Below are 24962 nucleotides of genomic sequence, written 5' to 3'. Positions count from 1 at the left end.
CCTTCTCCGCATTATTTTTATGAGTCGGATTATTTGCGCGACTGGGTAGTCTTCCGGTGCAGGCATAGGCATGCCGCAGTGGAAAGCCGCCTCAGATTTTTTTTGGCTAAACACGGTTACAAAGGTAATGGTTTTTTTGAAATGCTGTAATACAATGAAAGTTACTTCATTGTTTACCTAGAGTTAATTATGAACCAGGTGTCTGAATTGGCTTTTTTTACCCTGTTAATCAGAGTTGGTAGCCTGGCTGCTACAGCAAGAGAAATGAATCTGACCCCTCCGGCAGTATCGAAGCGACTGGTTCAAATGGAGCAACGGCTTGGCGTACGATTGCTCAATCGAACAACACGCAGCATCAGTCTCACAGCTGAGGGCGAGACCTACCTTGTAAATGCTCAGCGCATTCTGCGCGAGATCGAAGAAATGGAGCGCCAAGTCTCAAGTAGCCGAGCAGAGCCCAAAGGACTGTTACGTGTGAATGCTCCTCTGGGCTTCGGTAGAACGCACGTGGGGCCTGCGATTTCTTCGTTTGTAAAACGCTATCCTGAGGTAGAGGTACAACTCCATCTAACCGACCGGCCCATCAACTTGCCAGATGATGCAATCGACGTCGCTATCCGCTTTGGAGACTTGCCCGACTCTCGATTGATCGCCCGCAAAATTGCAGTTAACCGCCGTCGGCTGTGTGCTGCACCCGCCTACCTTAAGACTTTCGGCACCCCAGATACCCCCAAGGATCTTATGCAGCATAAATGTATAGTTCTGCGCCAAAACGACTCTGCCTTCGGCAGTTGGCGGTTAAGTCGGGGCAAGCAATCTGAGTCGGTTAAAGTGCATGGCAGTCTCAGCACTAACGACGGAGAGGTAGCGCTGAAATGGGCGCTTGACGGACATGGCATCCTGATGCGAGCAGAATGGAACCTCGCAGATTACCTGCGCACTGGTAAGCTGGTCGAAATCTTGGCTGACTATGAAACGCCTCCTGCGGACATCTATGCTGTCTATCTTGAACGCCTCAACCTGTCTGCCAAGGTCTCATTATTTGTCCAGCATCTCCGTGAGTTCTTCCAACATCATGCTGATGGGCCAGGTGATAGCCTAGTTGCGTGGCAGTAAATGAATTGCCCCAGCTTTCGTAGACGTTCTGTGACCGCGATTGGCCGAAAGCAGACTACCGGACCTATGAGATCAGTCGAAGCCCTCTCATCGTAACGAGATCCAAATTTACGGAGTTATGTAGGCCGAAGCCGGACTAGAACTGGCGTAGGCGGATTTGCAATCCACTATTTTTCACATATAAAACAGTAACTTACTGTTATTTCGATTCCGCAAATGCTTCAGATTTATGCACCTGAGCGTCAAGTATATAAAGGGTTTCCTTTTGAGGTGCGGAACCGATTTACCCCCTATTCCGGCGCTCCATCGACAATACACCGCTCATCAATTAACGAAGCGTGCGTACCCTATAGATGGATTGCTGAGCTACTGCTATCGGCCAATCGCTGCTGTTCGCCACCGGCAGCTTTGGGTCGGTGGCAGCCCTTGGTGACAGGCAGAAATCGGCCAAAAGCGTCCCTTCAAATATTTGAGTTGTAAACTGTTGGAAATACAGACGCCATGATTAAGGTCGAGGTGATCTAGGGTGTCTGAGCGTCGGTTCAGCCAGACGGCTTCGCTTAGGGTGCAAACGTAGGAATTGCCGAATGACGCTCCCATGGCGGACAAGGCGACCAAGCCTCCACAAGCTTATCGATGAAGAGACGAATTTTGGGAGAGAGATGTCGCTTGCTAGGGTAAATCACCCGAATAGGCTCTGCGGCCTCTGCATACCCTGCGAGCAATTGAACGAGTTTGCCGCTCCTCAAATCGTCATTTACCACATAGGAAGGAAGAGTCGCGATGCCTAGGCCAGCGACAGCTGACTGGTGCAATGACTCAGCACTGTCCATCTGTAGCCTTCCACCATGAGTAACGGGCACGGAGCTACCATTCACGCGAAAATTCCAAGGAAGCAATCTCCCACCGCTCACGAAATGCAGGCACTGGTGCTTGGATAAATCCTCAGGCGTTTTAGGCTCGTCATGCTCAGCCAGATACTTGGGTGAAGCGCAGGTAATCATTTGTTGATAGGCCACTGTGCGCGTGAGCAACCGAGAGTCTTCCTTGGGTGGCCCGATGCGCATGGCCAGATCAAATCCCTCATCGATCAGATCGACCAGCCTGTCGGAAAATGTGATATCGACGCTCAAGGAGGGCCAATCCTTAAGACAGCACTCAATGTGCTGAAGGACATGAAGTCTGCCTAATGCTACCGGCAGGCTCATCCGAAGTCGTCCACTGGGTGTCGAACGACGAAACGCAAGGGCATCCTCCACGTCGTCCAGATCCTGCAGAATGCCCACACAGCGCTCATAAAGAACCTGGCCGTCATCCGTCATGCTCAAGCTACGCGTAGTGCGATTCAGTAAACGTACCTGTAAACGAGCCTCGAGCCTGACTATCGACTTCCCCACCGCAGAGCGCGTAAGGCCAAGTTGCTTGGCCGCCGCAGTGAAGCTTCCAGCGTTTACCGAGCTTACAAACGCTGCGATATCGTTCAGGTTATGGAGTTCCATGGGGCCTCAGGGGTCTCAACGTTCGGGCGGCTTAGCACCTGTTATGGGGAACCCTATTCCCCAATATTAAGCATAGTATCTCAATTAGCTAATCCACTCCCAACGATCAATTGAGGTCATTATGAACACTAAAGTCCAAGCAGCCGTCCAAACTTGGGCCAACAGCCTTAGCGATCTGGTACCCGTTCTGAAGGGAATCGATACCACCACAAAAATGAGCGATATCCGCGACACTTACGCAAAAATGCTCGCGCAAAATCCAGCGCCAGCTGGCGTTAAATTCGAAGCAGTCGACATGGGTGGCGTACCCGGCACACTGGTTACCCCGGACGAGATCAAAACTGACGCAGTAGTGATGTACATCCACGGCGGCGCTTACATTGTAGGTCGTCCAGACGGCTACCACGGCATCGGCGGCAATTACGCGAAAATGCTCGGTGCTCGTGTGTACATGCCGGACTATCGCCTTGCTCCTGAGCACAAGTTCCCAGCCTCTATTGAGGACACACTACGCGCCTACGAGTGGCTGCTTGAGCAGAAAATCCCAGCTAACAAAATTGCGTTCTCTGGCGAGTCGGCTGGCGGCGCGATGGTTGTCAGCGTCATGGTTGCGGCAAAATCGAAAGGGCTTCCATTGCCTGCGGTTGGCTCCTCCATATCACCATGGGCAAACCTTGAACACACCGGTGCTTCCATGAGCAACCGTGAGGGTCTGGATCCTCTGAACTCCAAGCCTGTCCTGGACATCCTCGCTAGAGCATTCCTAGGCGACACATTGGCCAATCATCCTCTGGCCTCACCTGTGTTCGCGGACGTCACCGGTCTTCCACCAATCCTAGTGCAGATCGGCGAGAACGAGCTGATGTTGAGTGATGCAATGCGCCTTGCAACTCACCTGGCTGATAACCGCGTTCGCGTAAACCTGGAAGTATGGCCTGCGATGTTCCACGCCTGGCACTTCTACGCCACCATGCTGCCAGAAGGTCAGCAGGCCATGGAGAGTTCGGTGCGCTTCATTGAGGCAGGCTTGGCCGAGGCTAATCCTTAACGCGTAGATCAGCCGCGACAACTATCCCGGCTGTCGCAGTTAACACATTGACATTAAAGCAAAGGTGCTAACCCAGGATGGGTATGAGCCTGCGCTGACGACGAGGTCCAAAGCTAGAGTTTTTCCGGCGCTCATGTTGAGTCGCCCCCTGCTTTAGTTGACGGTCGATGACCGCTATTGGCCGGGAGCTGTCTTTCGTGACAGGCTGCTTTCGGCCAAAAGCGGCCGCTTGGATATGACTACGATCAAGGGACGATTCAAGGTTCGGCAGCACACACCCGCATGAGCTACACCTTGGGTATTGCTCTGTGCATATGTAAGTGCATGGTGGCGACGCATAGCCGAGCATAGCCATAATGCTATTGCCAGATGGCTCCTCAGCTAACAAATAATCAATGCCCAAGGACAGTCCCATGCCATCCAGAAAAGCAGTCTTGAGCTATGTTGAGAAAGAGTTCGATATCCAGCCTGATTACCCTTGGAGTAAATTCCCAAAGTACGCCGTCCTAAGGCACGCGGGATCTGAGAAATGGTTTGGAATAGTGATGAACGTACCCAAGGAAAAACTAGGTCTTGCAGGCGAGGGAGAGGTTGATATTTTGGATGTGAAATGCAATCCGGCCAAAGCGGGTTCACTTCGTCAAATGGAGGGGATTCTTCCGGGTTACCACATGAACAAAGAGCACTGGATCAGTGTGGTTTTGGACGGCTCAGTAGCAACCGAACACATACACGAACTCATTCAAGATAGTTACGAGTTAACTAAGTAGAGGTTCGAACTGACGAATCATGGTTATTCGGTTCTACAGATTTTATTTACGCTCCACCATCCGGTGGTGTTTGGCTATTTTGACCGATTGCAACCTTGCACGAACGTTTGCTTCTGGCCGGGAGCAGCCTGTTACGAAGGGCAGTTCCAGGTCAAAAGCGGTCACCAACGCCCTTCCGCGATCAATTCAAAGGGCAACCGTCGTGAGAAAAATTAGCCAGATCTAACTTGCCACAAGCCCTAAGACAAGCGCGACATGTAGCAATGGCTTGATGAGCGTGTACTTCTCATGTTAAGTATATTATTTCACATGCGAAATAATCCCATGAGCCCAGTACAAAACACAGCTATTTGCCCTGATGGTAGTCCTGTAAACCTCCATGTTCACGAGGCGATTGGCGCTGCTAGAGCAGTCGTTCAAATCAATCCTGCGACGGCTGTCACCGAACGAATGTATTTCGCTTTTGCACAATTTTTGACAGAGAACGGCTTCACTGTCATCACATACAACTACCGGGGCGTCGGTAGGGATGGGCCACATCCGAAGGATGTTAAAGCCGGATTTACGTCGTGGGCTGACAACGATGTCGAGGCCGTAACGCAGTGGGTGTCTGAGCATTACCCAGGCCTTGCCCATTTGGCTGTAGGCCACAGCTTTGGTGGCCACGCCATTGGGTTGAGTGCTAGCAGTCGCAAGTTGCGAGCAGCTGTGACTGTATGTTCACATGCAGGTTGTCTCAGATTTATAAAGCCAGGTATGGAGCGCTTGAAAGTATCGGTACTGCTTAAAATCATAGGGCCTCTAACCGCCAAACTCTTCGGTTACGTTCCGGGCCGCAGACTGGGCCTCGGAGAGGATATTCCTGCGAATGTCATGCTCGAGTGGTCACGCTGGACAAGCCTTCGCAATTACTTTTTTGATGACCCATCAGTTAACGCAGCTGCCAGATTTTCTCGACCTTCGATACCTATTCTGGCGTTAGGTTTCAATGATGATCCTTGGGCACCGGCGCAAGCTATCGACCTGATGATGGGGCATCTAACTAAGTGCACTGTTGAACGCCGCCAATTAGGCCCCGAAGACAGTGAAGGATCTTCTATCGGCCATTTGGGGTTCTTCCGTCATCGGCATGCTGACAAACTGTGGCCGATAGTAGTCGCTTGGCTGAATACCCAATTGCTGGAAAATCAATATGAAGCATGATCGTCGCTACATTTATCTATTGAACTCAGCTCAAAAAAGTTTATCCAGGCATATTGAACGGCACGTATCGAATACCGCAGGCATCAGTGCAACTCAAGCCGGAGCTCTGTTTGTAATCCGCGCCAAAGATGGGGCACTCAGCGGAGAAGTGGCATCTGCCTTGGATATCGCGCCATCGGCCATGACGGGGTTAGCGGATCGAATGGTGAAGTCAGGGTTGATCGATCGTCGAGTCGATGGACAAGATAAGCGCAGTTACCGGCTCTGGCTAACACAGGCAGGATTAGAAGCAGCATTACTGGCGACGACCAAATTAGGCCAATTGAACGCGACATTGACGGAAGAATTTACCGATAAAGAGTTAGAGGTAGTTTCCCGTTGGCTAACCGCTGTGCGTCAACGTTGCCAATGACTGTGTGCACTGCCTGCAACTACCCAAAATCCCGTATTCGTAAAGCAAGGCCAATGGGGCTGCGGTTGGCAGCTCCCGGCCATTCCCAGCTGCGCTGAATGACCGCTATTGGCCGAACACAGCCCTTTGCGAAGGGCTGTTATGGGTCGAATCTGGATATTGGGCCATAGGAACCGCTGGTTCTGACACTAGCACCCCATGCTTATTTACTTCCAAAAAATCAAATTAAATCATTGACTTGCATCTCGCACTCACTGCGACGACGCCTCGCGATGCTTTACCTTGATTAACGATCTCCCGCCGCATTACTCTCAACGCCCCGGTATACCTCTCAAAACAATACTGCACTATGCGTTCACCCTCCTTGCATTACTGCCCTTCTGGGTTGGCCTAAGAACCCACTCGTATCTAGACTGACATGACACGTGCCTTCTGCTAGCTTAAGACCTACCAGCTACTTATTCTGTAGGAGGTTTTTTATGCCGTTACCCGTCACGCCGTCATACGAACACTGTCTACGCGAGTTACGCACCGTATCAATTAACACTGCACAACTGGCCGAACGAATAGCCATTAACTTGAACCCACAAGTAGTGTCTATATCCCCAGTTGCTCTTCAAGCGCAACTATTCCAGCACATGCATGCAGTTGGCTTACAGCAAGCTCGTAGCACTATACGACTGGCCGGCTGGCTCAACTCATTAGCTAGGCAAGGAGGACTTTCACATTGCCTAGCTGCAACTTTTCTGGACGCCGCTGTTGCAGTAGGTGCCCAAACTAGCGTCGTATCAGAATGAACGCGCGCGCTGGCTTCGCCATAGATCCTTTCTCCAGCATGAACATTCCAGACCAAGTTCTAGCTGGCCTGCACAACCGGTTGGGCGCAATAGAACAAGCCACCGACACCCAGCAGATTTACTTGGCTACTGAAAAGGCCGAAAGCTTTGTAGAGGCTTTAGAAGTGGTCAACGCCCTGAGACAGGCAGATATATTTAGGATTTATCAGGTGATAGAGGCAGTAGCCCAAGCACGAACCATGGCGCTGATGCTGTGATCAGTAAAGATCTAAACGAAGACACCATGAATCGCCTGTCTTAGTAAAAAACTGCCGGCGACTGTCACGCAAATATAGATCGCGCGCCTAAGCGTTGAAACTATGCACAATCCACCTATCGCGGTAGTGAACAATCCATACATCGCTGGTAGTCTCTTCTCCACGTTCGCCAGACATTAAGGGATGGAGGCGAAAATAGAAGCCCTGGAGCCGCGAAACTCCGGGGCTTTGCCTTTCTGACTATTGAGCTATCGTGTACACGATCAATGATACGGTTACGATCCAGAGAGACATTAGCAAAACTGAAGTCCAGATGAAGCCCGTGTCCATGATCATTACCTTTCTGAGCACAAAGCTTTTACCTATAGTAGGAGCTTAGCTCACTGCAGCGTACATGAAATGCGACTGAGCCTGCGCGATCTTAACGACACACCCTCAGCACATACTCCTGCAACCCCTTCAAGGCTGCTTGGTCTTTAATGATACCTGCCCTGATATCGAGAACAGTTCGTCCAGCAGCTCCAGCGACTTCGACGGTTCCACCATCATCCAAGCGGGCGGTGCTGGTGGCATCGGACAAATTGCCGCTACTGGCACTAAAGCGCCCTGCGATGCGCAGCCGGCGATCACCAGCGGCAACATCAGCGTGCAGCCTTTCATTTTCAGCGAGTGCATTTGTCATCTCCTTGGTTGCTTTGGCGTCGAGTTCGGTCAGGGCCTTCTGCGTGGCCTGCTGCTTCTCCAGCGCCTGGCGCGCCTGAGCGGCTGCAGCGTTGGAAATGGCAGTTAGGTCGGCATGATGTGTCGCGCTCAGTTCTGCCACTTGTTTCCCGTACCGCCAGGCGTCCACTTTCCATGTGGCAAAACAAGCAATGGCCAGCAGCGCAAGCACTAGCCAGCGAACCGAACTCATGCCAACACCTTGAGCGACCGGGCATACAATGCCTGCCGATCGGCAGCACCATTCTGGCCACCGTTGATGCGCTGAGTGATCTTGTCGAACTGGCCAGCGTCAGCAAGCGTGTTCAGGCCCTTGGTTGCCCAAAACCATGCCGCTGACATGCAGGCGTACTGAGGTAACTCCAGAAGTTCAGGCTGCTTAATCAGGTCAAGGCCCAGTGCTTCGCCGCACGCCAAGTAGTTGGCCCGGCCGGTGATCTGGATCAGGCCACGACCGCAATACTTTTGACCGTCACCATCAGCTTCTGGCGTGTTGCCCAAGCGTTTGGCAAGTGAGCCGGTGTCGTACTTGCTCAGGTACTGTTCGCCTCCCAGTTCGCGCACATAACGGAACTGACCGCTTTCATGTCCGACCTGGGCGATAAAAGCTGCCTGGCGCAATGTGCCTACGATCTGATAACGCACCATTGCCGTGTTTAACACAGGAACAAAAACGCCGGCTGACTGGCCGGCGTTAGGAAAAATACGCAGCAGTTGCTGCTTTGAAATAGGCATAAGGCCTCCAGTTTTTTATAAAAACTTAATATTTAGAGCTATAACATTCGTTAGTGGCTATTTGATATTGTTCCAACTCCCAAAATTATTGCCCGGAAGCAACGTCATGAGTACATTCTCTAAGCGTGGATGGATGTGGGCGTATCGTAAGATACGTGACCTACACTGCTCTCGATCGACTGCTATCTACAGAGCAACTCTGTATGCATTTAGAGGCGATACGGGGACTTTTCCCAGTACGTTAACTCAGCGAAAAATCCATATTCGCCGCTGACGAGTGGGCTTCTCACCACCTTGAAAAAGTCCAAGATGTGTAGGTCGTCGGGTTAGAGCTGAACGATTTTTAGAGTCTTCTCAGGCTTCTTGCCTTTGACCTTGGCCTTGCCCTTCTTGCCGGCGTTGCACTCGATCGTCGTCGACCAGCCAGACTGCGTGAAGACCTGTTCCCGGGAGTCCACCAGATACTCACCATCGAGCCCGTTCTTGAACCCCTGTGCGTTGATCATCCGCTCTGCGAACAGATCAGAGCGCCCGGGCATTTCCAGCCGCACACCTGCAGTCGAGCGATTGAATGCGGCCAAGCGCGCCTTGGCGGCCTGTTCGGCGGCGGTCTTGTTCGGGTGGATATGCCGATCGGTATGCACCGGCGGCAGGCCATCCGGGGCGTCGTCGTTGTTCAGATTCACCACCGCCAGTTTGCCGGTGGCCTTGTCCTGATACTTGGTGCTGACGGCCTTGTGGGTCGAGCGATCGCCCAGCCGAAAACTGTAGCGGCTGACCTCCGTTTTGTTGATGGTGACGACGCCCAGTGTCTTGCCGCTGGCCGTGACACCGCCCTGACGCGGCATGACGATCAGCTTGCCGTCCGCGACCTTGGCCGTGCAGTCGTGCTGCCGGGCCAGCCGGGTAATGAAATTGAAGTCTGATTCCCCCAACTGGTCAGCCCGGGGCACGATCGTGGCCACCGTGCAGGCCGGTTCCCAGCCGTTACGCCGGGCCACGGCGCTGACGATGGTGGCCAGGGTGTCGCCCTCCCAGCTACCGCTACGGGTGGTCTTGCCGCTGCCGCGCATGTCACTGGCCTTGCCGCGTATCACCAGCGTGTCCGGCGGGCCGGAGACTTCGACCTCATCGACCACATAGCGGCCCTCCCGGAACAAGGTCGACCCGGCATAGCCCAGATAGATTTCGATACTGGCACCCCGAGACGGCAACGTCACAGCGCTGTCACGGTCATCAATGCGCAACTCAAACTCGTCTGACTCCATCCCGGGCTTGTCCGAGGTGCGCAACAGCAGCAGCCGGTCATTGATCATGCGGGTGATATCGCTGCCATCGGCGACGATGCGAAAAACGGGCGTCATATCCAGCTCCAACAAAAAGCCCCGCACAAAGGCGGGGCTCAGGTTTTAAGTCGCGTTACGCGTAACTATCAGCTCCAGAGCTGGACGGCCTGCTCATCGCTGGCCACCGCCAAGCTCGGCAACACGATCAGTACCCCGCCGCGATACGGCTCCGGCTCGGCGGCCAGCCCGGGGTTGGCTTCCAGCACCGCCTCCACGCTGCCGTTGAGGTGGCCATAGGCGTTGTGACAGATGGTGTAGAGTTTGTCGCCGTCAAGCGTTCTGCAGGTCTTCGCCATAACGAACAAACTCCAAACTAAAGCCCTGCTTGCGGGGGATTCCGCCCTGCAGGAACGCGCTTTGGTCCTCGGTGATCGAGGTCAGGCACCAATCCCCTAGGACGTAGCCATAGCCCGTGGTCAGGCCCAAAGGCACCAATAACCCGCCGATGCTGCGCAGGGTGTCCAGTTGCTTGAGGCCGCCCCGGTGCCCGGGAAAGATCGAACCTTTGAGGGTGATTTTATCGTCGCCCATGCCCACCGCCTGCTGTGCCGGCCGCCGCATCAGGCGCTCTTGCGAGGCCCAGCGGAAACCGCTCTGCCGGTTCAGTTCCTCAAAGGCTGCCGTATCCAGATTGAAGTAATACGGCGGCGCCTCATGCTTGTGCGGCTGCAGGATCAGCAAGTGGGGGAACGGCTTCACCGCTTCCACCGCCGGAGTGGTGTCGGTGGCAAAAATGCTAGTCGGCAGTATGTTGCCCAGTGCGGGATTGATCTTGCCGGCAATCTGGTTGATCGCGTTTTTTGCCCGGGTTGCCTGTTCACCCAGCACCTCCAGCCGCTGCTCGATCTGCGAGGCGGCACGGGCGGCTTGGTTGTAGACCGCGACCACCGAGCCCACCTTTGCCTGTGCAGCGCTGATACCGCGCATGACCCGCTGCAGCTTTTCTCCGACCATCGGCCCAATGACCGGCAGGGTCTCCAGCTCAGAGGCCGCGCCGGTCATTTCACTGATTGCGCCGTTTACCGGCCCCATCATCCCGTCAAGACTTCGCCGCCCAGCCTCCCCGGCCGTGGCCAAGTAACTGACCGTGCTTTGCATCTGCTCCATATAGGGCATATCACCTCCTTACCCGATGTGTGGGGCGTCGTATAGCTTGCGGTCATTGGCCCGGCTGGCGTTGTCTTCCATCTGCCGGGCGAAGTCATTCAAATGGCCCTGCATCATGGGTTGCAGCTTGCGCATCAGCTCGTCGGGGTCTTTCACATCACCCTGAACCGTAATGGGCATATGCGGGGCAAAAGTGAACTTCTGATCGATCGGCGCCGGCTTGGATTCAGACTTGAGCACCAAAGGCGACGGGGCTTGTGACCGACCGGACTGCGCGCTCATCGAACGCACCACATCACCCGGCTCTGCATCGCTGCCAAACAGCGACTTGGCAAACGACGTTTTGCCGAACATACCGCCCACGGTGTCGCCACCCATGCCCCCCAGGAACGCGCCAACCAGCCCGCCCATCGCCGTGCCAATGATCGGAACAACGGAGCCGATCGCCGCACCGGCCGCTGCACCCGCCACCGACCCGGCCAAGCCACCGGCAGCACCGCCGTAGCCTTCGGCTTTCTCTTGGGCGGTCTTGGCTGTGGTGTAGGTGTCAAAGGCCTTGATGCCCGCCTCAAATAGCGAGCCGGCAGGGATGGCTTTCCCCGCCTTGCTGATAGTGCCAACGGCGTTCATCAATCGAGCGCCCAAACGCGGCGGTATCGGCCAACGTCAGGGCGATTTGGGCATTGTTCGATCCATCAAATTGGGCCTCGCCCGTAGCAGCACCTGACACCGAGATAGTGCGCGCCGTCTTGAGTTTGACGGCACTTCCCGCCTCGCCCTTGCCGATTTCTTCGCGCACGGTCGAGAGAGTCGCTGTCACCAGCGTCGGGTCATCCTGAATCGTGATGTTGGCCGTGCTGCTGACCAGAATCTGCAGGCGGATACCCTGAGTGCGTCCAGTGCCCTGGGCCAGCGTTGGCTTGTAGGTCGGCGGATAACTGGCCACCGCCACTAGCGCGCCGGTCGAGTCATACAACCCAACCTCACGCACCCACCATCCGCCCACATTTGACGGCAGGATCAGCTCGGCACTGATCACCGGGCGGTCCGCGCGGACCGTCAGGCGGTTCAGTTTGAGGCGCAAATTTTCGTTAACCAGGTTCTTTTGCAGCTTCGACGGAATCGGGGTAATGCCATTACCGTCGCCCACGCCCATATGGGTGATGTTCCAGGGTGTGCCATTTGCGATCGCCTTGGCCTGCTGCGCCGCGCCAACATCCGTCAGCATGGCGATATACAACGTGTTTTGCTCTGCCATGAATGTGCCTAATTAAGTGGTTACGTTGGCATGGGAGCGCCATAGATATTCGCCCCGGGGCCAAGGTTGCGGTACAGGACGTACAGACCCAGGCCGCGCAGAATTTCCCCGGCCCAAAAGCCGAAGAACATGCCGTTGTCCGTGCCCAGCCGCACCGCCGGCGACCAGCTGCCGTTCATGGGCTGACCCGGTACCGGCGTCACCACATAGTTGTTCTGCAGCTCGGTCACACAGGCCTCGATCAGATAATCCAGTCCTTCTACCTGAGAGCCCGCCAACCCGGCCAGACAGGCACCGGCCAACCACAGCCCAGTCACATGGCCGGTGAAACCATCCAGTTCAGGCTGCGGGACACTGGTCATGGGAAAGTCAGTGGGCAGGATGCCGTCTGAGGTTTTGGTAAAGGTGATCAACCAAGCCAACCAGTTCTCGGCATAGGCCTTAAGTTTGGGCGGTACCGCCCTGCCCTGACTGACCAGCTCGTACCACGCACGACAGGCACCCATCATTGCCCGGGGCTGGTAGCCGCTCCACGCAGTCCCCGTGCCCCAGTGGTACATGGTCCAGGTACCTACCTTGGAGCTGTAACCGCTTTGGGCCACACCCATGACCGTGGTCAGCCAGGTATCGAGGCGCGGCACGCGGTCCCATTCAAGCTTGTTCAGGTAGTTGCGTACTGGGTGAAAGGAGTTGTCATGGGCCACAACGCTGACCGCCTCAATCACGCTGGAGGCTTTGACGCGCAGGTTGTATTGCTGGGCCAGCCACTTCATAACGCGTATGTCATCGATATCACCCCAATCCCCGGTGCCGCCGCCATACGGGGGCGTGCGCAATTTGACGATCTTGGAACTGAAGGCGCTGAAGGTGATCACACCGGCCCAGCGCTCATCGTTGCCCAGGATCAGTTCGACGTTTTGCATATGGGCTATCAACGAGCCGTTTTCAGTACGTGCGAGCTGGTCTTTCCACCCGCCTGCAGCAGGTGGCCTGACCACCGACAACACCTGGCGGCGAACAGCGTCCAACCCTTCGGCACAATGCAGGTCGTTGAAGTCGGTCCACTTGATCTCGCGCTCGCCCGAAAAGACCGGACCAACAACCTGACCACCAACGATCAAAGCCGCGTTGCTGCCCTTTTCTTCGCCCGGGTTCCAAGGCTCGCCATTGGGGCGTTTGGTTTTCCAGTCATCATCGCGGCACACGATCAAAGCGCGACCCGGGAAACGCTCCCGCATGGCTTTGGCCACCCCGCTCAAGTTACCCGCGTCAAAAGCAATGGCCACCGTCAACGAAGTGGCCATATGCAGGCTTGCGCCGGTGGCGTAGCCCTCACATACCAGGACGGGTTCGCCCGGCTCAGGGTGCGGGCCAATCAGGTGAAAAGCGCCCTCTTTGGACATGCCATAAGGCCAATAGGACTTGTCGCGTCCGGTATCTGGTTGTTTCTCGGGATAGATCACCTGCAGCCCGACGATCTGATCCCGCACGTTGCTCATCGGTACCAACACCGCACCAGAGCGCGGTGCGTAGCGGACACCCATACCGACGATCTGTTTACGATCCAGATAAGCGCTACGACCCTTCTCCGGCATACGCTTGAACAGGCCAGACGCTCGATTGGCAGCACGGCGGGCGGCGTTCGCGGCAATCTCGGCGGCGCGGCGTTTACCTTCTTCCTGGCGAGCGCGCATAACGTCACGCTCCTCCTGGCTCATGCGCCCGGCCTTGACCTTGATCTTGGTGCTCTCGCCCGAACGCCAATCACCAAAGCTGCCGAAAATCAGCGTCTCGTTATTCTCGGTGCGGTGCTCATGGATCACATACCAGCCGTTTTTCTCTTTGCCCTTGTCTTGCGTGGTCTTGCAGCGGGTCAGCTTGCCGAACGTAAGGGGTTGCGCAGGTTCAAGACCGTGGTCAGCGAATTGACCGAGTACGTCATCGAGCATAACGGCTACCTACTTGTTCGTTCAGTTGTTGGCAGGCCGCACAGCGCGTGCAGCTGGTGACGGCCAAGCGACGGGCCAAAGGAATGACCGACTCGCAATCCACACAAAACTCAAAAGACGCAAATACTGGCTGCGCTTTGCGCGCTGCCAGTGCCAAGTCGATGCGTTCCTGCACCAGGTCATTAGCAAAATCTGCGATATCAGCCACGGTCAGCACCCCGCGTAGTCGAGTTGACGTAGCAGGCACGATTGAACATACCCAGCAGTCCCTGAATGCCGCGAAACACCTGAAGGCGGATCTCGGCCAATTCGCGGTCACTGACTACCCCGTCGCCAATGCTCTTGGCCCAGGTGTCGGCCAGATCTGCTACCTGACGGAAATACACGGCAAGGCCAGTGGTCAGCGTCTCGGGCATATCGTCGGTATAGGCCTCGGCCAGTTCCTGCCAGATCGTGTCGCCCACCAACGCGTGCACCGCATCAAGGATGCGGCGGTCTTTGGTCAGTTCCAGGATCTCGGCGAACTCTTGAACATTCACCGTGTGGCTTGGGTGGGTCGGAGACAGCTTGTGCTGCAGCGTGGTGGGATTACGGCCGGTGGTGGCGGCGATGGCGGCAGCGCCACCCGGGTAATCGCGGGCAGCGTGATACAGGGCCAAATCGAGCGGCAGAATTTCGCGACGCGCTCGTTGGGTGCAACTAAGAGCAATACGGCTCATGGCATTAATCCTTGAATGTTGCCAGTGCCGCGCGGCGTGCTGTGGTGGTACATTTGCCGCGTGGCTTGTAAGGGCCCAAAAAGCCGGTCTAGATTCTTAAGATCGAAACCGGCACCGTGCCGAGGCGAGCGATCCGTCGCTCACCTCTGGCGCAACAGCTGCCAGATCTGTGGTGGAGAAGGCAGTACCCAAAGCTTCCGAGCCTTGGAAAGCGCGGTAAAGGAAGGTGGAATTGCATGTGGTGTGCCCGCCTACCTTGACCGCGACCCAGCGACACTGTGGTGGTGTGTGCCGGGAGGAACTGGGCGGCCTTATTGGTCGCCTTTTTTCTTTCTACGCTGCCTTGGTTTCCGTCACACCAAAGTGTTCCAGAACCTCAGCAAGCGATACGCAACCTTCGCTTTGGCGGGCCAATGACTTGATCAGCGAAACACTTGGGTCTTTGCTTGCGTACTTTACGTGCAGACGCAGGTAGTTAACCGCGATCTTGCAACGCCCGGCGTAAGCCAGCAGTGCCTCTGAATCTAAGCTGTCGATGTAGTCACGCAATTTCATGTGGTGTACCTCCGGGAGATGCAATTTAACCGCAAAGGTTAATTTTGGCAATACCTCAAAGGACATTCACCCCATAGGTTAATCTAGGCACAATCACAGCATGAGAATTTCAGATACCCGCTTGCATAATTTCCGCCAGATCCTGGCCGAAAAAAAACTACGCCTGATCGATATTGCTGAGTTGCTCGGCAAAGCGCCTGCGCAAGTGAGCGCTTTCGGCGGGAAAAACCCAACCAAAGGAATTGGCGATCAAATTGCGCGCGAAATTGAAAGAGCTCTCAGCCTGCCTAACGGCTCGCTCGACATACCACATGGTTTCGCAAACTTTGATAACGGTACTGTTATGGGCTACACCGGTAGGAAATTACCGGTGATTGGCTCAATCGCTGCTGGGGCATGGTGCTCTTCAGAAGAGAGCTTTGACCCACGCGACGCTGAAGAATGGATCGAATCACCAGGCCCGGTGGGTCCGCGTGCATTCATCCTGCGCGTTGAGGGTATCAGCATGGAACCCAAGTTTATGGAAGGCGATAAGGTAGTGATTGATCCGTCTCTGGATGCTTTCCCTGGGCATTTTGTTGCAGCAAAACGCACCCGAGATGAAGCGACTACGCTTAAACAGCTGAAACAGGAAGGGAATGAGCTTTATCTTTACGCCATCAATCCTGATTGGCCGGAGCGCATCATTCGAATGACTGAAGAGTGGAGTATTTGTGGTCGGGCCAGATGGAAAATCTCTGACTTATAATTAAAATCATCTCTAGCCAGTAGAGCTTCCAACACTAATATTCAAGGCTGGCCTGTACTCTGTCAGAAATTCCGTTGCCACAATTGGGCGACCGAAAAGATAACCTTGAAATGCTGCACAACCCATAGATTCAAGATATTCACGTTGCTGCTTTGTTTCTATCCCCTCAGCAATCGTAGAAACGCCTAATATATCTGCTATTTCTATTATCTTCCTCACAAGCTCGCGTTTACTGGCGTCATTCTCAATATCAAAAATAAACGACTGATCAATCTTTAGCTCATGCAAAGGTAGCGTTTGCAACAATGACAAAGAAGAGAAACCTGTTCCAAAATCGTCAAGCGACCATGAAATCCCATCATCACTAAGAGCTTTCATTTTGGAAGCTGTCGAATTTAGGTCACTAGCAAAAACAGATTCGGTAATTTCCAAGCACAACTTATCTCCGGAGACTCCAACTTTTCGCATAATTTCACGGACATCCTCGACAAATGTTTGTGAGGCAAGTTGTAAAGGACTGACATTCACTGAAAGCACCCACTTATTCACACTGGGCATTACAGACCAAGATTTCAGATGTCGACAAGCATCCTCAATAACCATTAGACCAATTTCATTTATCAGTCCCGTTTCCTCAGCAAGAGGAATAAATTCAGCCGGAGACTGTACACCGTAGCCAGGTCTATTCCATCGCAACAAAACTTCAGCACCTATTACTTTTCCATCAATGGCTACTTGCGGCTGCATATACGAACATAACTCCCGCTGAGATACCGCTCTAGCGAGCGACCTATATGACTCAACTTTCGAGCTCAAGTCCTCACGAAATATCGCCAACACACAGATAGTGAGTGCAATAGCAGTAGCACGGTTCAAATCATGACCTAACTTACTGACATCAGCCGGCAATAGCTCCAGATGAGGACCTAAATCTAGAGAGTAGTTTGATATAACAACTAACGCTGAAAAGCACACCACAGGAAATACCCACCGCAAATAAAACCCATCACTACGAAATAAGAAAAATGCTGAAATCCCAATCGGTAATAGGAATAAATGTGCAGACCTAGCACTGTAAGCTGAAGGCACATCGGCTAGGCTGGCAAAAACTGCAATGGTCAAAAAAACATGAGCAATCAAACTTAGGGAAAAGAGCTCAAACCTCTTTGCTACGAATATACATCCAACACCTAATAATACGAGCGCAAACAGTAATAGAGCCATAACACTCATAGCGTGAGTTGCGTAGTAGAAGCCCCAAGTCAATCCATGAATAATACAGACGACTCCACTAAATCTAAGTAGCCGCTTGATACGAGGCCATTGAGCCTTATCAGGAAATTTTCTAGAAAACCATCGCCTACTAGACTCACAGCGCATCGCTTTCACCACTGCCATCTCTCCATGACTGAATAATCACTAGTTTTCAGCCTGCTCAACTTTCAGATGCGAGCTAAACACTGGGTCACCCTCGATTTCTCGAGCACTGAGGAGACACATCGAGAGTAGCTTAATCCCAACGGCCTGCGACCATCCGCTCACTCGATCAAGAAATCTCCCTACTTTCGCTCTAAACCTGAAGATCGCAGACACAAAAGAAACCCCAAAGGTAAATTATTTGACAAGATAACCTTTGAGGTTAATATCTCTCGCACTCTCCCACCACAAAGCGAGATAACACCATGCACACCACAGCAACACTTCACGTCCACCCAGCGTGCGCCAGTAACCGTCGACTGATCGAGCAGCTGCAAGCCACCACAGGCTGCTTGGTCATCCTTCACAACCACAAGCCCCGGCTGATCCCGCACAGCAATCGCCCTGCACCGTTTGATCCGAACAACGGAGGGAATGCAGCATGAACCGGTTTTCTTTGGCGGATAAAACCCTTCGCCTACTGGCGGCGCAGATCAATTTGAACGGTACGTTTCACCACTCGTGCAGCTTCAAAAATACCAATCTGCCGTTGATTTTCGTGCTGCAGGTTGAACGCAGTTCCTCCAGTACGCTTTTCACCATTGTTTCCGGCGATGAGAAGCACAGTCTGACGGTGTATGACCCCAACAAAGACACACACCGTATGCTCGCTGAGTTTATTGAGTCCATCGCAAATGGCCGCATGGATACTGCCGAGCCCGCAACACCGCGCGTATTGGCTGAATCTTTCGACCGCGGCCAACTACTGGATACCAATCAACAAGAGAGTCTGAACCAGTTGGTGCGCAATGGAGGTTCGTTGTTGCTCGATGTGGGTCTGGGTGAACCTATAAGCCTGGCAGTGCATCGCACGCAAAGCAGTAAAGGCATCACGGCAATTCTGGTCGCCGGCGACAACTGTCCGCGCACTCAGTGCTTTACGGCTTATGGCGACGATCAGCACAGTTTTAAGCGGCTGCTGCAGTCCCTCAATCACTTGGTCGCGTCGGCAGCTTCTGCCCAGCTCGCAGCCTAGGGGGTGCTATGGAACGCACCCTCGCCAAAGCCGCTGAATACCTGGGCACTACCCGGCCAAAACTGATCAAGTTGATGCGCGAAAAAGGACTGCTTAACGAGCGCAACTTGCCCGCCTTCCCGGTTCGGGACCGCGAGTATTTGCGGGTCAAAGACAGCAATTGGTTCCACGCTGAACTCGGCATGCAGTACAGCCAATCAACCCGGGTACGTCAGCCCGGTACCAACGCCGCCGGTGGGGTGAGAACGGGACACCGCTCTGCTCGCAAGCCATACGCAATTACATCCGCAACGGAAAGTTGCCGGGCGAGCAGATAGGCTCGCTCTGGTATGTGGACTGGAACGCACTGAACATAGCTGACGGCAACGATCTGGTCGCTATGGTGCTAAGAGGAGTTGCCTGATGGCTCCACGGCCACGCAATAGTGCGAACAAACACCTGCCGCAGAACCTGTACTTTGATCCACGCCGCTCGACCTACCGCTACCGTCGCCCAAGCGACGGTAAGTGGTTTCAATTCGGTACCGATCGGATCAGGGCCATTGATGCCGCAAAACAGCTCAACCTGGCCTTTATGCAAGGCGCCGATCTGGTCCGCTCTGTCATGGGCAATCCATCGGGCTCATTTGCGGGTTTTCTGGATAAATACGAAGCAGAGATCTTGCCTCCCCGCGAGTTGGCCAAGGGTACGCTCGGACTGTACGCCGTTCACTTCAGACGCTTCCGAAAGTATTTTGAGGGCAAAGCCGTCGATCAAATAACCATTCGTATGGTTGCCGAACTGCTGGACTCACTGACCCCAAGGAGCGCCAATCAAAGTCGCGCTCTGCTGGTAGATATTTTCAATCACGCAGCTTCCAAGGGTTTATGCCCGGACAACCCGGCATCGAGCACCATAAACCGTATCGAGAAAAAGCAACGCAAGCGCCATACAGTGGAAGGCCTGAAGGCGATCAGGGAGGTGGCCCCACCCTGGCTGCGCAACGCGATCGACCTGGCACTGATCACTGCTCAACGTCGCTCCGACATTCTGGACATGCGTTTTGATGGCGTTCGGGATGGTTTCCTGTACCTGGTACAAAAGAAGACAGCCAAGGCCAGTGATACTGCGTGGATTCGCTTCAAGGTAACTGACGAACTGCAGACCGTCATAACCCGCTGCCAGGACAATATCGCCTCCCCCTTCCTGATTCATCGTAAGCCACAACGACTGCTGCAGAAGCAGGCGCAGACTAAAGAACACTGGACCAAGGTTGAGGATCGCTTTCTTACACGCTCCTTTAAAGAGGCGCGGGAACTTGCTGGCTGTTATGCGGATTGGAAAGAAGAGGAAATGCCGGGCTTTCACGAAGTGCGCGCGCTGTCGCTGCACCTGTACAAAAGAGCCGGTAAAGATGGCCAAGCCATTGCAGGCCATGCCAGCGAGACCATGACCAAGAACTACCAGAAAGACCACGCCGATGTGATCTGGTCGGATGCGATTCCAGATCTGAATATCAGCGAAATTACCGGTTAGTTTTGCGCCCATTTTGCGCCAGTTTTGCGCAAGGCAGAAACGAGAAAGGGAATCAAAGGCCTAAACCCTTGATTCCCTTACAGAATATGGTCGGGACGGAGTGATTCGAACACTCGACCCCTAGCACCCCATTCAAGCTTGTATCTCTACAAGCCGCTAATTTCAAGGCTTCGCGCTTGGCGCTCGCTGCAACGATGCCCAACAATGCTGAACCGTGAGTGACAAAGTCACTCGAAAAGTCACTCGGCCTTTTTGGCCCCCACCGTTTACCTACCGACCTAGTACTTTTCAAGCCTACAGGCATGAAATGCTATCCAGCTACTTCAGCCTAGCCCCGATGATGCATTGGAGCTATTGGTAACAAAGGCTTTTAAACCAGGGTCTCCATGAACCTTCGGTTTCGTCCGTACCAGTTGTATACCATTGAAATCCTATCAATTGGTCGAGCCGCGATGTCTATCGACCTTCGTATCAGGTAGATAACCGGAAGAATCGGTCGTTGAGCCCTTACCAAGCTGGGCCTAACGCAATCATCGATGAATGCCAAGAAAAATCGAATTTACTTCATAAATCAATTTGCTTCAGTCGTGATGAGAAACACTGACTGTTTCAGATCTTGTCTTTAGGGCGAAAAATAGATTAAAGTCAAGACATAACCCTTGAAGAACGCACACAAAAGGAACTTAAGTGAATACAATTACTATATTTAATAATAAGGGCGGCGTTGGGAAAACGACACTAACATTTCATCTGGCCCATGCGCTATCCGAGATGGGCATCCCCACTCTTCTGATTGATCTAGACCCCCAGTGCAATCTGACTATTTTAAGCATGGATGCTGAAGAACTGCATTCAATATGGGAAACTGAAGACCCATTTATTATTGACTTTGAAGCAGCATCAAAATCAATATCTAGTAAAAAAATGCAACAAATAAATGCATCCACACGTTCTATTCACTACATACTTAAACCAACTGAAGATGGCGTGTCCGACCAAGCAGTCTTGAGTCCGCCCAAAAAACTAGATAACCATTTAGATCTCATACCTGGTCGCCTGACGCTTCATATGTTCGAAGATCGAATCGCTAACAGATTCCCTCAGGCGTACCAAGGGGACCCGCTCGCCATTCGAACCCTCACAAAATTCAAAGACATAGCAGAGGCTTACGCAAGGCAATTTGGTTATAAAATAGTAATTTTTGATACATCCCCAAGCCTTGGAATACTAAACAAAGTAATTATATCCACCACTGACGGAATTGTAATTCCTTGCATGCCGGATATGTTCTCGCTATATGGCATTCGCAACATCGGCAACTCGCTAAGCGCCTGGAAAAAACAATTTAACTCCCTGTACTCCTTGCTTCCTCCAGAAAAACGGTCTAGCTTTCCCGATGAATTTGTAAGACTTCTTGGATACACAATATACAACTCAAAAAAATACTCAAGTCGAAACAAGTGGGACCTTGCCACAGCACACTATAATTACGCATTGCAGATCCCTCCTACCATTAAAGAATATATTGACTATGACGCTGTAAAAGAGCTCACTACCCCGCAACTCGAAGAGCCAATCGGTAGCACATCTGTAATGCACACTCACAATACGCTGCCAAATATGGCCCAGAAATATCACTTGCCAATATGGAAAGTCCCGAGTTGCCCAACTCTAGAAACAGATGACATTTCCACAATATCTGGAAACAGAACCACCTACGAAGCTACCAGGGAAAAATATATAGCTTTCGCTATAGATCTTCTGTCACGGATGCCTTGAAATGAAGTACGAAGAAGGTGTATTTGACCCTGTAATCCAGCACTTTAAATCCAATTTCGGCGATATTGAAATGTGGATGCGGTATGTTTTCGACTTTTTCAATAGACATCCGGAGGTCAGAAAACATGTACACTCCGTTAAGTATCGCATGAAAGACCCTGAGCATTTGCAAGAAAAACTGCAAAGAAAATGGGATAGCGAAAACCCAATAACAGCAGATAACTTATTTGAAAGAGTAACTGATCTGGCCGGCGTTCGCGTACTGCTATTACACCAACAACAATTCACTAAAATAAAAGAATTAATCGATAGACGATTGCAGCGCAAAGAATGGTATTTAGTCGAGGAACCAAAAGCATACACATGGGACCCCGAAGCCAAAACATTTTTTGAGGGACTTGGGTATACCGTCTACTTTAAGACTAGCTTTTATACAAGTCTTCACTATGTAATAAAGCAATATGAAGAATCACCTTATACTTGCGAGATACAAATCCGGACACTATTTGAAGAAATATGGGGAGAAGTTGACCATTCAATCAATTATCCTGAGGTGGCTCAGAGCAGCGCTTGCCGAGACCAAATATTGGTGTTAGCTAAACTAATTGGCGCAGGAAGCAGGCTAGTTGACTCAATTTTCTCTACACATGAGACCACTAAACCCAAAAAATAAAATTGGTTGCGCGAACACTCAATCACCACTTTTTGATATGTCCCATTGATTTTCTGACCGTTAACTGTCTTAAGTTGCTACCGATCACGACTGTAAAATCTCAGGTTTTTCGTTGATGGGTTACGACCTATTCAGAGATCAACAGATCTGACTTGAAGAACGAGGAACGGACAAACGGCTGCTTGTAGCAATTTTATGCTCCTCAAGGTCATTGGAGCGGACTGCTCCAATGACCTCAAAGCCTCCAGCGGTGCATGAAGATGACTGCAAGCATTTGAGGTGTGGTGATCTGATACCCCCCCATTTTTTGTGCCAATCCTAAAATTTGCAGAGGCCAGAAAAAATAGTAACATTAGTAACATCCACCGCGAAAAACGCCTACAGCCCTTATAGATCAAGGCCTCCAGCGTTTTTTTGGAAAGGCGATATATCAGCGATAGAAAGGCGATAGTATTACCTTTCTTAAAAGCTATATTTCTATTCTTTAAAACCCAATGAAACCGGGAGCTTTACAGAAATATTACTTTTCATATCGCTTCATATTACCTTACCTTGTAATACCAAAAGCCCAGTAAAACCGGGGCCTCCAGACCCATCACCTCCCCCGTATAGCTGATATCGCTCTTTTTCAAACGACCACCCTACCGTTATGAATCAATATCAATAAAACGATGTTTTTTCAGGGAGCCTGAATCCGTGGCATAAAGGCAAAGCTGATCGTCGATCGTGTTCAGTGCTGTGAAATCCATCAAAGACGCCATAACTCCCGTCAGTCGTGGCCTGCAGGGAATTCAGCCTACCCCCGCCCCACGCCAATCTCCACCCCAAAAAAGACCGTGCGCGTTATTGAAAACACACCGAAACCTACGTTTTAAAAGTTTTCGCCCAATGAAACCGGGCACGCCAGCAACACCCTCTCCGTGACAGCTCAACACACCACTGTGCAACCGCGCTGCATTTCCCTTCAAAACTTTGCATTCTGTGAAATGGCAGATCACCTGCAGAGCCCCACGGCCCGCCTGGGCTGCAGGTTCTTTTGCACTACATCCCGTTTTGCATAAAAAAAGGACGCAAACCCCGTCGGCGGGAGGGGGATAAGTGCTTTTTGGGGCATTTTTTTTTGCGCACAAAGTTTTTCTCGGCGCTGGTCACCCATCCTCCGGCTCAGTCTGCCCAGGGTGCTAACCTGTACCAAGGATAATCGTTCGGTTACTATCAATAGGAAGAGATATGCGTCGTGAGGTGACAATCTGGGAGAATAACTTCGTGCTGATCTTCACGGATGCGGTGATGCTTTATGAGGCAGCCGCGGCCTGTGAGAATTCGGATTCGAATAGCGCTATGGCTAAGGCATCAGTTTTGTCTGTGAACTGCGCACTTGAGGCAGAGGCCAACTCGTTCCTACAATCAATTGTAATGAACGACAAATTGTTGACGGAGCTAGACAAGCTAAAGACTCTGGATAAGTTCGACTTTGTGTTGCAGTGGCACACAAATACAGAACTACCGCGTGGGGATGCTCATGTGCAGACGATCGCCAATATGATCGGAAATAGAAATAACATGGTTCATCCCAAGGTGAATTCCAGAAAGGTGATCATTGAAACAAACAATGGGCCTAGTGGCATAACTCACACCGAGATAAAACCACCACCTAGGAAGGGACAAGACACCAAACATAAGCTGCTCGGGAGGGACTTTGAACTTTACACCGACAAGGATGCAAAGGCGGCACTAATTGCTATGACGACGTTTCTTAATGCTTTCGTGGAGCATTGGGGAATTGGATACAGGGAAGCGGAGAAGTTTCTATTTAAGGCATGGGACGGTTCAATCAATGCACGCCCAATCATGTTTAGAACGAACCAAATTGAAACTCTCGTAAGAAATAAGCACTTTCTAGATATTCAGTTTATGGGCATCCATGGAATGATAGAAGAAAAGGCTTAACTCAACAGTAAAAGCCTTAGATGGGCTTTTACTGAATTTTTTATTTGGCCGCCACTTTGCAGCGGCCTGCGTGCACTCCGCCTACATCTCACTCCATCCGGCCTAGACAGCTGAAGTGCCAGATTCATAGCCGAGGCCGCCTCAGCAATCTAGCGCCCCATTGAAGGCCGGCAAGCACTTTAAATACGTATAGGCCTGAACATAAACATTATCCCCATCCAAATTATACGGGGCAGTGTCGAGGCTAGTCATAAATGGTTCCCGGCCCTCTTCAGAACTGTACCAAATATCAAAATTTACATACCTCTTATTCAATGAAACGGAAGGTCTTACAACAGTGACATAGGCAGACTG

General features: G+C 52.2%; 26 protein-coding genes. 13 read left to right on the top strand and 13 right to left on the bottom strand.

Annotated features, from left to right (window positions below; translation table 11 throughout):
- Nucleotides 1-189 precede the first annotated feature (189 nt).
- Nucleotides 190-1116: a LysR substrate-binding domain-containing protein gene (locus AACY07_RS13815; RefSeq protein ID WP_133079715.1), complete on the top strand. Its 927-nt coding sequence runs from the start codon at nucleotides 190-192 to the stop codon at nucleotides 1114-1116.
- 560 nt (nucleotides 1117-1676) lie between these two features.
- On the opposite strand, the gene AACY07_RS13810 is transcribed toward AACY07_RS13815, so the two are convergent.
- Nucleotides 1677-2615, bottom strand: coding sequence for a LysR family transcriptional regulator (locus tag AACY07_RS13810; RefSeq protein ID WP_010656357.1), 939 nt, complete (start codon nucleotides 2613-2615; stop codon nucleotides 1677-1679).
- A gap of 121 nt (nucleotides 2616-2736) precedes the next feature.
- Between AACY07_RS13810 and AACY07_RS13805 the strand changes: the two genes are divergently transcribed.
- The 5 genes from AACY07_RS13805 (at nucleotide 2737) to AACY07_RS13785 (ending at nucleotide 7102) form a co-directional block, all read left to right on the top strand.
- Nucleotides 2737-3663, top strand: coding sequence for an alpha/beta hydrolase (locus AACY07_RS13805; RefSeq protein WP_339475305.1), 927 nt, complete (start codon nucleotides 2737-2739; stop codon nucleotides 3661-3663).
- 413 nt (nucleotides 3664-4076) lie between these two features.
- On the top strand, nucleotides 4077-4433 hold the full coding sequence (locus AACY07_RS13800; protein WP_339475303.1) for an MmcQ/YjbR family DNA-binding protein: 357 nt from the start codon (nucleotides 4077-4079) through the stop codon (nucleotides 4431-4433).
- Nucleotides 4434-4757: 324 nt separating this feature from the next.
- The gene (locus AACY07_RS13795; protein WP_339475301.1) at nucleotides 4758-5636 is read left to right on the top strand and encodes an alpha/beta hydrolase family protein; all 879 of its coding nucleotides are present in this window, start codon (nucleotides 4758-4760) and stop codon (nucleotides 5634-5636) included.
- Nucleotides 5626-6048: a MarR family winged helix-turn-helix transcriptional regulator gene (locus AACY07_RS13790; protein WP_339475298.1), complete on the top strand. Its 423-nt coding sequence runs from the start codon at nucleotides 5626-5628 to the stop codon at nucleotides 6046-6048. The genes AACY07_RS13795 and AACY07_RS13790 overlap by 11 nt, the downstream gene beginning before the upstream one ends.
- An 835-nt stretch (nucleotides 6049-6883) precedes the next feature.
- Entirely contained in the window at nucleotides 6884-7102 is a 219-nt protein-coding gene (locus AACY07_RS13785) for a hypothetical protein (protein ID WP_339475295.1), read from the top strand.
- A 421-nt stretch (nucleotides 7103-7523) separates the two neighbouring features.
- Here AACY07_RS13785 and AACY07_RS13780 read toward each other — a convergent pair whose 3' ends face one another.
- From AACY07_RS13780 to AACY07_RS13730, 11 genes are all read right to left on the bottom strand, one after another.
- The gene (locus AACY07_RS13780; RefSeq protein WP_339475292.1) at nucleotides 7524-8015 is read right to left on the bottom strand and encodes a lysis protein; all 492 of its coding nucleotides are present in this window, start codon (nucleotides 8013-8015) and stop codon (nucleotides 7524-7526) included.
- A complete protein-coding gene (locus AACY07_RS13775) occupies nucleotides 8012-8557 on the bottom strand; it encodes a glycoside hydrolase family 19 protein (RefSeq protein ID WP_339475290.1) in 546 nt (181 codons plus the stop codon). Before AACY07_RS13775 ends, AACY07_RS13780 begins: the two co-directional genes overlap by 4 nt.
- 326 nt (nucleotides 8558-8883) lie before the next feature.
- Nucleotides 8884-9921 (bottom strand): phage late control D family protein, encoded by a 1038-nt coding sequence (locus tag AACY07_RS13770; RefSeq protein WP_339475287.1) that lies wholly within the window; start codon nucleotides 9919-9921, stop codon nucleotides 8884-8886.
- A 68-nt stretch (nucleotides 9922-9989) separates the two neighbouring features.
- Nucleotides 9990-10199 carry a tail protein X gene (locus AACY07_RS13765; protein ID WP_339475285.1) on the bottom strand — a complete coding sequence of 70 codons (210 nt, stop codon included), beginning with the start codon at nucleotides 10197-10199 and terminating at the stop codon, nucleotides 9990-9992.
- Nucleotides 10174-11019, bottom strand: a complete 846-nt coding sequence (locus tag AACY07_RS13760) for a phage tail protein (RefSeq protein WP_339475284.1) — start codon at nucleotides 11017-11019, stop codon at nucleotides 10174-10176. Before AACY07_RS13760 ends, AACY07_RS13765 begins: the two co-directional genes overlap by 26 nt.
- Nucleotides 11020-11028: 9 nt before the next feature.
- A complete protein-coding gene (locus AACY07_RS13755) occupies nucleotides 11029-11640 on the bottom strand; it encodes a hypothetical protein (RefSeq protein ID WP_445261380.1) in 612 nt (203 codons plus the stop codon).
- The gene (locus tag AACY07_RS13750) at nucleotides 11579-12268 is read right to left on the bottom strand and encodes a phage tail protein (RefSeq protein ID WP_445261379.1); all 690 of its coding nucleotides are present in this window, start codon (nucleotides 12266-12268) and stop codon (nucleotides 11579-11581) included. Before AACY07_RS13750 ends, AACY07_RS13755 begins: the two co-directional genes overlap by 62 nt.
- Before the next feature lie 20 nt (nucleotides 12269-12288).
- On the bottom strand, nucleotides 12289-14217 hold the full coding sequence (locus tag AACY07_RS13745) for a toprim domain-containing protein (protein ID WP_339475283.1): 1929 nt from the start codon (nucleotides 14215-14217) through the stop codon (nucleotides 12289-12291).
- Nucleotides 14207-14425 carry a TraR/DksA family transcriptional regulator gene (locus tag AACY07_RS13740; RefSeq protein WP_326397709.1) on the bottom strand — a complete coding sequence of 73 codons (219 nt, stop codon included), beginning with the start codon at nucleotides 14423-14425 and terminating at the stop codon, nucleotides 14207-14209. The genes AACY07_RS13745 and AACY07_RS13740 overlap by 11 nt, the downstream gene beginning before the upstream one ends.
- Complete coding sequence (locus AACY07_RS13735; protein ID WP_095032275.1) at nucleotides 14418-14936, bottom strand: phage regulatory CII family protein; 519 nt, start codon at nucleotides 14934-14936, stop codon at nucleotides 14418-14420. The genes AACY07_RS13740 and AACY07_RS13735 overlap by 8 nt, the downstream gene beginning before the upstream one ends.
- Nucleotides 14937-15269: 333 nt before the next feature.
- On the bottom strand, nucleotides 15270-15491 hold the full coding sequence (locus AACY07_RS13730; protein WP_133078392.1) for a hypothetical protein: 222 nt from the start codon (nucleotides 15489-15491) through the stop codon (nucleotides 15270-15272).
- Between the two features lie 100 nt (nucleotides 15492-15591).
- Here AACY07_RS13730 and AACY07_RS13725 point away from each other — a divergent pair, with 100 nt between their 5' ends.
- The gene (locus AACY07_RS13725; protein ID WP_300728974.1) at nucleotides 15592-16239 is read left to right on the top strand and encodes a LexA family protein; all 648 of its coding nucleotides are present in this window, start codon (nucleotides 15592-15594) and stop codon (nucleotides 16237-16239) included.
- Between the two features lie 12 nt (nucleotides 16240-16251).
- Here AACY07_RS13725 and AACY07_RS13720 read toward each other — a convergent pair whose 3' ends face one another.
- Complete coding sequence (locus tag AACY07_RS13720; RefSeq protein ID WP_300728971.1) at nucleotides 16252-17463, bottom strand: putative bifunctional diguanylate cyclase/phosphodiesterase; 1212 nt, start codon at nucleotides 17461-17463, stop codon at nucleotides 16252-16254.
- A gap of 634 nt (nucleotides 17464-18097) precedes the next feature.
- On the opposite strand from AACY07_RS13720, the gene AACY07_RS13715 reads away from it, so the two are divergent.
- From AACY07_RS13715 to AACY07_RS13690, 6 genes are all read left to right on the top strand, one after another.
- Nucleotides 18098-18691 (top strand): hypothetical protein, encoded by a 594-nt coding sequence (locus AACY07_RS13715; protein ID WP_339475271.1) that lies wholly within the window; start codon nucleotides 18098-18100, stop codon nucleotides 18689-18691.
- 8 nt (nucleotides 18692-18699) lie between these two features.
- Nucleotides 18700-19008, top strand: a complete 309-nt coding sequence (locus AACY07_RS13710; RefSeq protein ID WP_339475269.1) for a hypothetical protein — start codon at nucleotides 18700-18702, stop codon at nucleotides 19006-19008.
- Nucleotides 19009-19093: 85 nt separating this feature from the next.
- A complete protein-coding gene (locus AACY07_RS13705; protein WP_339475266.1) occupies nucleotides 19094-20206 on the top strand; it encodes a phage integrase Arm DNA-binding domain-containing protein in 1113 nt (370 codons plus the stop codon).
- A 687-nt stretch (nucleotides 20207-20893) separates the two neighbouring features.
- A complete protein-coding gene (locus AACY07_RS13700; RefSeq protein ID WP_339475263.1) occupies nucleotides 20894-21985 on the top strand; it encodes a ParA family protein in 1092 nt (363 codons plus the stop codon).
- A gap of 1 nt (nucleotide 21986) precedes the next feature.
- Nucleotides 21987-22658: a (p)ppGpp synthetase gene (locus AACY07_RS13695; protein WP_339475262.1), complete on the top strand. Its 672-nt coding sequence runs from the start codon at nucleotides 21987-21989 to the stop codon at nucleotides 22656-22658.
- Between the two features lie 1230 nt (nucleotides 22659-23888).
- A complete protein-coding gene (locus AACY07_RS13690) occupies nucleotides 23889-24608 on the top strand; it encodes a hypothetical protein (protein ID WP_339475260.1) in 720 nt (239 codons plus the stop codon).
- The last annotated feature ends 354 nt before the right edge of the window (nucleotides 24609-24962 follow it).

The sequence above is a fragment of the Pseudomonas sp. RL_5y_Pfl2_69 genome (assembly GCF_963970465.1).
Taxonomy (GTDB): Bacteria; Pseudomonadota; Gammaproteobacteria; order Pseudomonadales; family Pseudomonadaceae; genus Aquipseudomonas.
This window is presented reverse-complemented; position numbering and strand designations above follow the sequence as displayed.